The organism is Micromonospora sp. NPDC004704, assembly GCF_053601675.1.
Window position 1 is genome coordinate 1 of sequence record NZ_JBSGCD010000072.1, and the last position, 11,630, is coordinate 11,630.

At 66.1% G+C, this 11,630-nt stretch carries 9 protein-coding genes and 3 pseudogenes; 8 read left to right on the forward strand and 4 right to left on the reverse strand.

The features are described 5' to 3' along the window. Positions 1-114: 114 nt before the first annotated feature. On the reverse strand, positions 115-1,179 hold the full coding sequence (locus ACWEFB_RS38015; protein ID WP_452293074.1) for an IS110 family transposase: 1,065 nt from the start codon (positions 1,177-1,179) through the stop codon (positions 115-117). Between the two features lie 593 nt (positions 1,180-1,772). Between ACWEFB_RS38015 and ACWEFB_RS38020 the strand changes: the two genes are divergently transcribed. Then, entirely contained in the window at positions 1,773-2,042 is a 270-nt protein-coding gene (locus ACWEFB_RS38020) for a hypothetical protein (protein WP_452293075.1), read from the forward strand. A gap of 56 nt (positions 2,043-2,098) precedes the next feature. Then, on the forward strand, positions 2,099-2,632 hold the full coding sequence (locus ACWEFB_RS38025; protein WP_452293076.1) for a hypothetical protein: 534 nt from the start codon (positions 2,099-2,101) through the stop codon (positions 2,630-2,632). A gap of 702 nt (positions 2,633-3,334) precedes the next feature. Here ACWEFB_RS38025 and ACWEFB_RS38030 read toward each other — a convergent pair. Continuing rightward, a complete protein-coding gene (locus ACWEFB_RS38030) occupies positions 3,335-4,621 on the reverse strand; it encodes a vanadium-dependent haloperoxidase (RefSeq protein WP_452293077.1) in 1,287 nt (428 codons plus the stop codon). A gap of 324 nt (positions 4,622-4,945) precedes the next feature. On the opposite strand from ACWEFB_RS38030, the pseudogene ACWEFB_RS38035 reads away from it, so the two are divergent. The 3 genes and pseudogenes from ACWEFB_RS38035 to ACWEFB_RS38045 form a co-directional block, all read left to right on the forward strand. Further along, a pseudogene (locus ACWEFB_RS38035) lies at positions 4,946-5,163 on the forward strand (transposase); the annotation flags it as partial. 697 nt (positions 5,164-5,860) lie between these two features. After that, entirely contained in the window at positions 5,861-6,307 is a 447-nt protein-coding gene (locus ACWEFB_RS38040; RefSeq protein ID WP_452293078.1) for a hypothetical protein, read from the forward strand. Next, positions 6,304-6,615, forward strand: coding sequence for a transcriptional regulator (locus tag ACWEFB_RS38045; RefSeq protein WP_452293079.1), 312 nt, complete (start codon positions 6,304-6,306; stop codon positions 6,613-6,615). Before ACWEFB_RS38040 ends, ACWEFB_RS38045 begins: the two co-directional genes overlap by 4 nt. A 66-nt stretch (positions 6,616-6,681) precedes the next feature. Here ACWEFB_RS38045 and ACWEFB_RS38050 read toward each other — a convergent pair whose 3' ends face one another. Together ACWEFB_RS38050 and ACWEFB_RS38055 are read right to left on the reverse strand one after the other, a co-directional pair. Beyond that, positions 6,682-7,185, reverse strand: coding sequence for a hypothetical protein (locus ACWEFB_RS38050; protein WP_452293080.1), 504 nt, complete (start codon positions 7,183-7,185; stop codon positions 6,682-6,684). 227 nt (positions 7,186-7,412) lie between these two features. Further along, the gene (locus tag ACWEFB_RS38055; protein WP_452293081.1) at positions 7,413-7,904 is read right to left on the reverse strand and encodes a sigma-70 family RNA polymerase sigma factor; all 492 of its coding nucleotides are present in this window, start codon (positions 7,902-7,904) and stop codon (positions 7,413-7,415) included. Positions 7,905-9,022: 1,118 nt separating this feature from the next. Between ACWEFB_RS38055 and ACWEFB_RS38060 the strand changes: the two are divergent. The 3 genes and pseudogenes from ACWEFB_RS38060 to ACWEFB_RS38070 all read left to right on the forward strand — a co-directional run. Next, positions 9,023-9,544 (forward strand): annotated as a pseudogene (locus ACWEFB_RS38060) (Mu transposase domain-containing protein); the annotation flags it as partial. Beyond that, a pseudogene (gene istB / locus ACWEFB_RS38065) lies at positions 9,544-10,167 on the forward strand (IS21-like element helper ATPase IstB); the annotation flags it as partial. The pseudogenes ACWEFB_RS38060 and istB, both read left to right, overlap by 1 nt. Positions 10,168-10,546: 379 nt before the next feature. Beyond that, positions 10,547-11,557, forward strand: a complete 1,011-nt coding sequence (locus ACWEFB_RS38070; RefSeq protein WP_452293082.1) for a hypothetical protein — start codon at positions 10,547-10,549, stop codon at positions 11,555-11,557. Positions 11,558-11,630: the final 73 nt, after the last annotated feature.

The window sequence follows — 11,630 nt, forward strand, 5'->3', positions numbered from 1 at the left end:
TATCGATGGTCATGGTGGCGTCGCCGCCACCAATACCGAGCCAAAGTGAGCCACTACCAGCGAAGACTCCAAATTCAGCAGATGCGGCTGGAGTACTAACGGCATCTCTCTGTGTCAAGGGGTTGGCAACAGAGAGGTCTCCGTGTCCTTGATCATGGTTCGGTAGACAACGTCTGCGAGGCGGCGCTTGAGGCAGCGCATGGCTTCTTTGTGGGTCTTGCCGGCTGCTCTTTTGCGCTGGTAGTAGTCCTGTCCCGGGGTCGCGCGTTTGATCTGAGCCATGGCCATGACGTGCAGCGCGTAGTTGAGCTGCCGGTCGCCGGCGCGGGATAGGCGATGCCGTTGGATGTCACCGGACGAGACTTCTATCGGTGCTACCCCGCAGTACGAGGCGAACGCGGACTCGGACCGGAATCTGCTGACGGCGCCGGCCCGGGCCAGGATCTTCGCGGCGGTCACGTCTCCGATGCCGTGCAGCTTGGTCAGGGTGGTGCCTGAGGCTGTGACGGCAGTGGACAGGGTTGTTGTTGCCTCGGTGATGCGCCGGTCGAGGCGGCGGACTTCGCTGAGTAGGTCCACAGCGACCTGCCGCAGAGTGCGGGCCAGCGTGGCGCGGGGGCGGATGCTGCGCAGCGCGGCGGCTGCGGTCTCGGCCGTCAGCGCGCGGGGAAGACCGCCGGCGATGAGCTGGGCGAGCAGCGCGTGCAGCCGGTTGATGGTCTGGGTTCTGGTGCGGACCAGGTCGTCGCGGTGGTCGGTGAGGCATCGCAGGGCGGCGATCGCTTCGTCGATGACAGCGGTGTTGAGGCGGGTGGCGGTGTGCGCGGCGATTCCGACCGACAGGGCGTCGGCCTGGTCGGTTTTGCGGCCGTGTCCGGTTGAGAGCATCCGGACGCGACGGGCCAACTTCGCGGGCACATCGACCACGTCGATGTGGTCGGTGGTTAGTTTGGCGGTCAGCGTGGCGCCGAGGCCGGTGGCGCCTTCGATTGCCCATGAGGCGTGTGACCAGCGGCTGGCGAAGCGACGTAGTCGCCGGTAGCCGTCGCGGTTGACCTCGACGCGGATCGCGGCCAGGGGCTGGAGTCGGTTGTCGACCGCGACGGCGGTCCAGGACGCCTTGTGAGGATCAACCGCGATGATGACCGGGGCTGGTGCTGGAGGCAGGGCGGGGGGCACGGAGGTCTCCTCGGGGGCCGGGGGAAGGGGGACCCGGCGAGGAGGGCAAACCAACTTCGGGCTAAACAGACCTCTCTCGAGCCACTCTCGCCGGCGGTCGTGGCCGGGGCGCAGGCCGTTCGAGGGCCAGCCCGTAGGCGGCAGGTGTTTCCCGAGCGACCCCGACCACAACCTTGAAGATCATGGCTGCAGACCCTGACCTCCGCTGCCAATTCAACAAGTTGGAGACCTCTCTGTTGCCAACCCCTTGACACAGAGAGGTGCCGTTGGCGAGACAGCCCCCCACCGAGCTTCTGCTTTTTCTCGATGAGCGGGAAGTGTGGACAGTTCGCGGAGGTCGAGTCGGGCCTTATGCAATGGGAGGTGCTGTCCTGCGGCAGCCGGGTCGCCCTGGACAGCGGGCAGGCGTGCCAGCTCTACCACCACTACATGGGCAAGACCGGTGAGGATCGGGTGCTCGACGGGGAGATGCTGCTCGGCAAGACCGAGTTCTCCGCTGCTGCGACGCGACGTTGGCGGCGGTCAAGAGCCAGGGCATGGCGCAGTGTGAGAAGGCGTCATGCGAATACTCGTTCGACAGCGGATGGACGCCGATGAGTTTCGAGAAGGGCGTCAGTGACGACATGTTCTACGCGCTTCGCGGAATGACGTACCAGGTGACCGGCATGATCACGGTCACCCGGAGCGCGAATGGAGGCTACTCGACATCGGGTGGTTACAAGGTCACCGCGTACAAGGCGTGGAACTTCGACAAGAACGAGGATCTGCTCGGTGTTCCGTTCCGAGGGCCGGCGAATGCGGCCGGATTCGGCGGGGCGCGCGAGTTCGCCGTAATTTCCGAGAGCAATTACCACACTTGGTAGGATCTCCGATCTCGAAGCTGTCGAAGGGTGATGTGGTGGTGCGAGGATGGGCAGGGTTGGTCGGACTGGCAGTGGTGTCGGCCGTGATGGTCGCCGGTGGGTTCTTCATCGGCCGACAGGTGGAAGGCTCCGACCAAGCTGGCCGTGACCCTCGCGGCTACCAGCTCGACGGCGGCGACCTTCCTCTGGACGACGGCCTCCAGCGTGCTGGTGTTGGGGTGCCGGAGTGCGCCCGGGAGAACTTGAGGTACGCCTTCGTCGGCAACGGATTCGGGCACTACCGGGACGTCTACCTGAGGGTCTCCGGCTCGGAGGACTGTGTGAACAGTTTCCTCGAGGCCAACGGTCTGCACGACGACCTCAAGGCGACCCGGTCCGGAGGTGCCGCCGCCGAGCGGCCGCTGGAGGTGCGGGACAGGTGGCTGGATCGCGAACCGGTGGCGAAGATGGGTTGGCAGGTCGGCCCGGAACAGCGCTTCCAGCGGTTCGTCGGGCAGCGCGCCAACTCGTACACCGCGACGGTGATGGTGCAACACACACCGGACCCGCCGGTGGTGCGGGCGTACCTCTACGCCTTCTATGGAGGATGATCGGTGGCCGTTCAGGCACTACCCGGCAAGGGACGTGCCTGAGCGGCCGATCGTCGGGACCGAGCGGCAGATTGCGGGTCGATCCCGATGTTGCCGGTAGCGGAACGTTGGCACTCGCGATTGTGCTCATCGGCCCTACGAGGGTCAGCAACTAGCCCAACCGAGTCCTCGAACGGCACAGGTTCGTGGTCGCGGCCAGGATATCCATTTGCCGGTCGCGATCTCGATCAGAACAGCAAGCGCACACGCGGATCAAGCCGATCATGTCGACGTGCGGGAAGTCGCAGGCGAGATCCCCCTCGGCCCTGCACGACCGAAACTCCAGTCCAGGTCGACCCAGGCCCGACGACACACAAAACCTCACCTCCGGGCCATGACCGAATATCCGAACGGTACAAGTGAACGTGGGAAGCGTCTGGGCGTCGCCCTCTCCGTCTGGCATCCGGCCTCCCCGCCACCTCCCGGATCAGGCGGCCCCCAGCTTCACCACCCTGCCGTGACAGGACGGCGGCGAAGGTCTCTCACCCCCACTCGATCAATCAGCGCCTCACGGCGCACGTGCCACAGGTGCCAACGGTCCGCGACCTGCAACGCCTCGGACAGGGCGCGGCACGTAGTCATTCCATGATGGCCGCAGTCGGGCGAGACCGTAGCCAACCAGGTACCGCGGGTCGACAGGAGGAACTCCGGTAGCCGGGATTGTTACCGCTGTGGCCGGAAGTGGTTCCGGACCAGGTACGCGGTGACCTGCTTGCCGATCTTCGCGCCCTCCACGTCGGCGGTCCGGGTGTGGATGCCACCCCAGATGCGCGCTTCGACGACCTCGGAGAGGGCGTGTGAGAAGCCACGGAAGTACCGGGTGGTGCCCGAGGCGGCGCTGTATCCGCTGAACGCGATGTCGTCCCGACCGAAGAGGTACGCCAACGCCGACATGCTGGCCGCGGTGAAGCAGGTGTGCCCGGACGTGAAGTCGGGGTGCGGGGGAGTGACCAGCAGCGGCGACCACCCGGGGTCGGCCACGGTGGCCGGGTTGCCGTCGGTGTCGGCGAGCTGGACCGCGGTGATTGGCCGCCAGGAGCTCCATGCGGCCTTCTCGTTGTAGCAGGCGGTCGTGGCGTCGGCTTCTGCGAGGTCCACCATCGCGAACATCCGGGCGGTCTGGAGGACGTTCAGCCGCTGCGTCGTCGCGAGCTGCCGTTTGATTTCCCATTCGGCCAGGTGTCGGTCGTGCCACCAGATCGCCGCCTGGGTCTGGTCGAGTGTCCGTATCGTGCTGTTCGCTGCGCCGATCTCCTTGACCTCGTTGAGGTCCCGGGCGTACCGGTGGCTGGTGAGGGCGGGCGGGCCGGCGGTTCGGAACATCGACGCACGCGGGATGACGAACGGCTTGAGGTTGCCGACCCAGGCTCCGTCGTAGGTGAAGGTCGGGGGCGTGGGCCGCCACTGACCGGGTTGACTGCCGATCACCCAGGTCTGGTCGCCGAACGCCCCGTCGTTCCTGCGCGCGGCGATCATCGCGGCCGCCGTTCGGCTGCCGACGGTGATCCCGCGCCGTTTCGCGACGCTGTCCGGGATCGTGGCCAGCGACTCGTCGTACTGCGTCCGCAGTCGCTGGTGCTGGTCGGGGAACAGTGCGTCCAGCACGGTGAAGGCGGCGGTGGCGACGGCCGCGTCCGTCGACTCGGTTCCCCGGGTCGCCGGTGCGACCAGGTACGGCTGGTACGGCGTGCCGGCGATCGCGTTCACCGCGTCGTAGACGGCCCCGTGCACCATGGCGAAGCTGCGTGCCTGGACCTGCGGTTGCTGGCCGGCGACCTCCCAGATCGCGGTCTCGGCGTTGCGGTCCCAGACGATGACGGCGTTGGCGGACGGATCCGGGTCGGACGCGTACGCCGGTGCGGAACCGAGCACGGCGGACGACCCGACCGCGAGGATCCCGACGACGGCGACCTGTCCGGCCTTCCGGAGCAGCGAATGACGGCCCGTCATGAGGCGGCCGACCGCTGGTTGTCCCGCCCCGGTGACCGGGGCATCGACGATGATGTCTGCATGGCTGCAAAATACGCCGTCGGGCGTGGTCCGTGGGGCCCCGAGACGCGGGGTGGGCGTTCGGGTGTCGAAGAACCGGCGGCGGCAGCGGCACCCGCAGGAACACTGCCCGCAGGTCCAGCCAGCCGCTCGTCGGGGTACGGACCAGGCTGGCACCGCGCTGGGCGATGGTGAGGATTGGCCGTCGCCCTCGGCCACCGAATGTGAGCGATAACAGGGCCGTCGTTACGTGCGCCCATGGTGTCGAGGCGGTGCGGCTAGACCCGGACTGGTTGTCAGTGGGCGTACCTGCCGCACGATCTGCCGCCGAGGTCCGCGATGTACTACTACTTCGCCCTGTGGCGTGACGACGGCACCGACCCGGTGATTCATGATCTGTTGCGCTGCCAGGCGTGGGAGGGGTCGGCCGGGCGGAGGGTCCGACCGCGGTGATGGCGATGCGGTGGGGCGTGGGCGGGTCCCGACGGTGCCCCCCGTTTACCCCCCGAGAACCCTGGTTTGACCCTGACTATCAGTGACGATGGAAGACGAACGTCTGGCCGTATCTGTGCAGGTCAACGTTCAGTTCTAGCGAACAACGACAAGTTCGGTGCGACTACGGCTGGTAAACAAAAAAACCCCGCCTCCGAATCATGGAGGCGGGGTTTTTGATCTCCTTCCGGGCACAGCCCGGGCAGACGAAACACCACGAAACGACACGGGGATAGCGGACTGCCGATCTTCGGTGTATCGGTTGTCGGATCGACGTTCAGCCCCTCTGTGTCACGAGGAAGCTGGTGCTCCGCCCAGGGTCATCCTTGAGATCACGGCCCCGGTTGCGGTACGGGTCGGACGTGCTGGCGGCGCTGCGGCTGGCGGCCGAGATGGGTCGGCTCAACGAGCCGGTGCACGCGAGTCCGATATCGGTGCTCGTCACTCACCGTCGGGTACGCGCACGTCAACGTGCTCGGCCGTTACACCTTCCCTGCCCTCGAGCGAACAGTAGATCCGCCCGCTGCGCGACCCACGACGCTCAGGACGGTTGACGCGCCCCGCGACATCCAGCCGGGCGGCAGTAAGCCCACTGCGGTCACTGGCGGAGGCGAAGCAGGTGTGGGCGGGCAGAGACTTCACTGCCGGCCTCTTTCTTTCCCTGTTGGAAATTGATAATGTTTCCGGCATGGAAAGAAAGGGGTGGTGATGTCCAGCACTGAGCGCCGGGACGCCGAGGAGGCGTTGGCTGTTATCCGGCAGGAGCAGGCTGCGGTGGCGGACCGGTTGAACGAGGCGGAGACGGGAGGCTCACGGTGGGTGGTACCGGTAGTGATGGGCGCGGCGGTGGCCGCGCTGCTGGTGGATAGCGCGGTGGTGCTGGTGGTGGCGACCGTGGTGTACCTGGCAGGCACGCTGATGGCTCTCGGTACTCCGGTCCGGGCGGGTGTGGTCCCCCGCGAAAACCGTCGGTCCCTGGTTCAGGTGTGTATCGGGACCGCAGCGTTATTCGCGGTGTTCACCGCAGGCATGGCAGGTCAACAGTTCGAGTTGTGGTGGCTCACGGGACTGGCCGCGGTCTCGGCCGTCGCCGTCACGATCGGTGTGATGCGCTGGCGGCGCGCTGGCGCCGGCGCGCGAGTGACCAGGGCATGAGTTCCTCTACCGGCTTCGACGACTTGATCCACGCGCCGTACCGGTTGCGGATCTGCGCGATGCTGGCGGCGTCCGAAGCAGTCGAGTTCAGCACCCTGCGCGACACACTCGGAGTCAGCGATTCGGTGCTCAGCAAACAGCTCTCCCCGTTGTCGGGCGCGGGTTACATCACGACCAAGCGTGAGATGGGGTTGCCTCGACGGGGGCGGATGTGGGTGTCGCTGACATCGCAAGGCCGACGTGCTTTCGCAGCGCACGCCGAGGCGTTGCAGAGCTTGCTGTCCGACGCCTCGCCCGACACGGATTGAGCATGAAGGCCCCCGGCCCATTGACGCGGGCAAGCGCGTCAATGGGCCGGGGGAGCGTCGGGGACTTTAGTTGCAGACCTTGCTGTCGATGAAGGCGTAGAGGGCCGAGTAGCTGCCCGCAACGGCCGCCGCCCCGTAGAGGGCGTTCGTGCTGACGAAGAACCCGGCGATGGTGACGCCCGCACCGCCGGAGGCGACGGCGAGCGCCCCGATTGCGACGGCGCCCAACCCGAACAGGAAGGCGGCGATAGAGCTGGCGCACCAACCGAGGAGCTGTTGGTCGGTACCGCTGGCGCTGATGACGTCGATCACGCCGTTGTTGAGCGCCAGGGTCGCCGATCCGCCGCCGGTGGCCCGCAGGACGACCTGCTGACCGGCCTGCAGAGCCTGGGTGATCTGGCGGATCTCCGGCGAGTTGGCGTCCGGCACGCTGGACACAGTGACGATCTTGGCCGCCGAGGGCTTGGCGACGGCGACCTGGCCAGAGGCCGATGCGCCGGTGCCGGCGGTGACCAGCATCGCGGTGGCCGTGAGCATCATGACGAAGACTTGCAGACTTCTACGCAGCATCAGGTTTCCTCTTTGAGGTATACTTGCACGGGGAATCTGTACCTAAGGAGTTGCTCGGCCTCGTCGGCGTCCCGGGAGAGGTTGCGAGCGTCGGTGGTGCAGGAGGGAGACCGGCCCGAGGCTGCGGGCGGTCGCCCTGGGGGCCCCTGTCTATGTAAACGACCTGAACCCGCCGGGAAACTGCATCCGCAGAGAACAGATTTCCGCGTTAGGAACGGCGGGCAGAGCTACTGGAGCGCGCGGCGCAACGTCGCCAGAGCGCGCACCGTTTGGCTGGTCACTGTGCTGGGCGTACAACCCAGGGCCCTCGCGGTCTGCTCGACGCTGAGATCCCTGACGAACCGTAGCGAGACGACGGCCCGCTGCCGTGCGCCGAGTTGCAGCATCGCGGTCAGTAAGAGGCTCCGGTCCTCAAACGCTCGGTGGCTGTCGGTCAGCTGTCCATAATCGACGATCGTCTCGGTCATGATTTCGTGCTTCCAGCGCGAGCGCCGCCGCTCGGTCAGGAAGATGCTCACCACGACCTGACGGGCATATGCCCGCAGCTCGGCGGTCCGGCGGAGATGGGACCATCGGCGGTAAATCTTCCACAATGCCATCTGAACAAGATCATCAGCCTCGTGCCAGTCGCCGCAGACAATGTAGGCCTCGTAGCGCAGCCAGCGCCGGATTCCTTGGGCAAACACCTCGAAGTTCGCGTCGTCGGCCTCATTGGTCATCAGCTGATCCCCGTTCCCCGTATAATGGAGCTTGACATGCTGGAGCTACGTCGGGTATACGACGGGCTCACCTCGCTGACTCCCTGGCGGCGACAGGGCCGCGCGCATGGTGCGACTGGTCAACAGCTTCACGAAGCAGCCTCCCCAGGCTCCCGTTTGGATCGACCAACCTTAGATTGATCGACATCGCCGTCGTGACGGTACCGGACGATGCGTGGTGAAGCGATTACCGGGAGGCAATCTTTTGATCAATCTCTTCCGTCCGTCGGCTTAGGGGACGGGGGTAACCACACATGCCAGGCTGACCCTGTGTATGGGCCCACTGTGCTCTTTTGCGGTGACTACGCGACCGCGGCCGATCGTTCTTGCCCATCTCGGCGGCATTTTTTTGACTTTCGCTCCAGAGTGGAGTGGGCCGCGGGTTGGGCGAGTACTCGTCCAGGAGCAGCGTTACCGGGCCGAGAGGGCGATCCCTGTTCCCGGAAGTATTGCTACGTAGAGTAATGGTCACCTAGCTCTCGATCAGCATCAGTGTGTCCATGGACCGGCGGGAAGAGGTGTTCAGAGTTGGCCGGGGTTGGCCGGGGTTGCGATCGTCCAATGACCCGAGGTGACTTGAACCACAAGTCGTTTCCCTGGTCGGCGAGCGCCTAACGGCGCTCCGCTCAATCCCCGTCAACCCGGTCAACGTTCCCGTCGAGATCGACGACGGGTGGACGCGGTGACCCCTCCTTGGAGTTGGTGACAATGAGTAGGCAGACGATCTGACCAACGTCCACCTCGGAATCCTCCGACAGCCAATGGGGACCCGCTCACGAGTCCGCCCGGAACTTGCTGCGTCCGGTGAACTCGATGTCCGGGCGACCGCCGCGGGTCAGGACGCTTTATCGTCGCCGTCTACGCCGAGACCGTCCTCGTTCTGGGCCTGACGGCTGCGGACACCGACTTGTGGGCCGCCGTGGGCCGGTTGACTGGCTGGTTGGAGTGCACGGACCGGCGGTGGTTGCTCGTGCGGACAATCTCGACACCCGCCGCCGCCCGGCCGTGATCATCGGCCATCGATTTGACGAGGTTGAGGTGGTAGGGCTTGCCCCAACGATCTTCGATGTCTTCAGGTATTTGCCAAGACGTCGTTCCTGCCCGGCCGGTCGTTCGCCTCGTCTGCGGATTTCAATGTCCGGTTGGCAGATTGGTTGGTCCGGGCGAACAACCGCCGGCATCGGGTGTTGGGCTGCCGGCCGGTCGACCGGTGGGACGCCGACCGGCAGGCGATGCTGTCGCTGCCACCAGTCGCGCCGGTCGTCGGGTGGCGGCAGGCGACACGCCTCCCGCGTGATCCTTACGTGCGGTTGGACGCGAACGACTATTCGGTGCACCCGTCGGTCGTCGGCCGACGGGTCGAGGTCGTCGCCGATACCGATGTGGTGGAGGTGTTCTCCGATGGGCGTCTGGTCGGCCGGCATGCCCGTTGCTGGGCGGCGCACCAGACGATCACCGACCCGGTCCACCACCAGGCCGCCAACGATCTGCGTGCCGTGGCTCACCGGACGACGACCGGGGCTGTGACGGAGGTCGAACACCGGGCGTTGAGTGACTACGACCGGGTCTTCGGTCTCGATGATGTGCAGGCGGTGGCGTGATGGTCACCAAGACCAGCAGCCGTAACGTCGCCTCGGAGATCGCGTTCCTGACCCGGGCGTTGAAAGCGCCGTCCCTCGCCGCAGCCGTGGAGCGTCTGGCGGAACGGGCCCGGGCCGAGTCGTGGACGCATGAGGAGTTCCTCGCCGCCTGCCTGCAACGCGAGGTCGCCGCCCGGGAAGCCCACGGTGGTGAGGGGCGTATTCGAGCCGCCCGGTTCCCGGCCCGCAAGAGTCTGGAGGAGTTCGACTTCGACCACCAACGGTCGCTGAAACGCGAAACGATCGCTCACCTCGGCACCCTCGACTTCATCACCAGTCGGGAGAACGTGGTGTTCCTCGGCCCGCCCGGCACCGGCAAGACCCACCTGTCGATCGGGCTGGGGATCCGGGCCCGCCAGGCCGGACACCGGGTCGCGTTCGCGACCGCCGCCCAGTGGGTGTCCCGCCTCGCTGATGCCCACGCCGCCGGCCGACTCCAAGACGAACTGGTCAAACTCGGCCGGATCCCACTGCTGATCGTCGACGAGGTCGGCTACATCCCCTTCGAAGCCGAAGCCGCGAACCTGTTCTTCCAACTCGTCTCGTCCCGCTACGAACGCGCCAGCCTCATCGTCTCGAATCATGTGGGTTGAGTCGTTTGTCCAGCCTCACAGATTGGGTCTTCGCTGTCGACGCCTGAGCCGGCCACACGCACCCCTCTCATCAAACCGACGCCAGGTCACAGATAGTCATGCAACCTTCGCGTTAGGTCAACAGCACTGGGCCTGCGACCAACCAATCGACAGCTACGCGTTCCGGCGTCCATGAGGCAGAGCGGTCGGTGCGCGGACGCCACCTGAAGCCCTAGCGCTCGTTGAACCATGGACAACAGGTTCGTCAATGTCTGCCACCGCTACAGGCGATGGGCCGACGGTTGGCAGCGTGACGACAGGTGGGATGCGGATCGCGACCAACATCGTCGAGCCCGGGACGAGTTGTGCCCGGTGCTGGTAGAGGAGTGATATGCGCGCGATCACCAAAGGACTCACCGTGCTGGCAGCCCTGGCCGTCATGGCCGCCTGCGAGAACGCAGGCAGGATCGCCGAGCCACCAGCCGACAAGCTGCAGGGGCGGCCCTTCCCGATTGTGACCGGCACTCCGGCCGTTCAGAAGGCTTGGACCTCGTGTGAGACCGACGCACCCATGGAGATCGGCGGGCGACCGTCGGACGCCCTCATCCTGCCGCGCCTCGACACCGGTTTCGCGGCCACCGTCGCAGTCCAATGCCAACTCGAACCCAAACGACGCGCCGACCGTGGTGAGGACCTGGTCCTGACCGAGGGCCGGGCCACCGACCTGACCACCTTGCTCGCCGCGTTGCGGCTACCCGACGACACGTTCATCCCCGACGCCTGCACCGCAGATATGCCCTGGGTGCCGAACCTGCTGCTACTCGACGCCCACGGCCACTGGATCCGGCCAGGGCTCCCCACGACCGGCTGCGGCAAGGCACGTACCGAGGTAGAGGAAGCCGTACGCGCCCTGCGGCTGACCACCATCAAAGAGAAGGTCATACGAGAGATCCTGTCGTCCGGGGCCGCCGTCTCCGGCTGCACCCAGGAGTGGCAAGACATGGTGGCCATCGAAACCAGCGGCCCGATGCCCCGCGCGCTCCCGAGCCACGTATCGCTTCCGTTCGAGCCCACGTCACAGATGCGTCTGTGTGTGTTCCGGGTACCGGCCGATCGACAGGGAACACCCGACGTCGCCGGAACCTTCGACTACGGCCTGCTCCTTCCGGAGCAGCGACGCGAGGTCATCGCACGCACGTTGGCCTCGATGCCTCCGGCGAAGGAGTGCACGGGCCCGGCAGACCGGTTCGCCGTTCTGCGGGCCTCCAACAACACCGGCGGCGAGGTCTACGTCGAACTCGACCACTGCCGCCGAATCCTGACAAGACCGATGTCCGGCCCACCGACCCTGGCCCAGGCCGACCACACGCTCATCGAATTACTAGCCTCGGCCCTTCAGTAAGGGTGGGCGGTGCCGTGGTCCGGGAACGCGAAAGTGCCTTCTGATTTGGGAAGATCTGGGATGTCTAAGGCCC

Bases quoted from the DNA above. Each gene is read 5' to 3' on its own strand.
- ACWEFB_RS38030 (WP_452293077.1), bottom strand. From the start codon at position 4,621: ATGACGGGCCGTCATTCGCTGCTCCGGAAGGCCGGACAGGTCGCCGTC.
- ACWEFB_RS38070 (WP_452293082.1), top strand. From the start codon at position 10,547: ATGCGCGCGATCACCAAAGGACTCACCGTGCTGGCAGCCCTGGCCGTC.
- ACWEFB_RS38020 (WP_452293075.1), top strand. From the start codon at position 1,773: ATGAGTTTCGAGAAGGGCGTCAGTGACGACATGTTCTACGCGCTTCGC.
- ACWEFB_RS38055 (WP_452293081.1), bottom strand. From the start codon at position 7,904: ATGACCAATGAGGCCGACGACGCGAACTTCGAGGTGTTTGCCCAAGGA.
- ACWEFB_RS38050 (WP_452293080.1), bottom strand. From the start codon at position 7,185: ATGCTGCGTAGAAGTCTGCAAGTCTTCGTCATGATGCTCACGGCCACC.
- ACWEFB_RS38040 (WP_452293078.1), top strand. From the start codon at position 5,861: ATGTCCAGCACTGAGCGCCGGGACGCCGAGGAGGCGTTGGCTGTTATC.
- ACWEFB_RS38045 (WP_452293079.1), top strand. From the start codon at position 6,304: ATGAGTTCCTCTACCGGCTTCGACGACTTGATCCACGCGCCGTACCGG.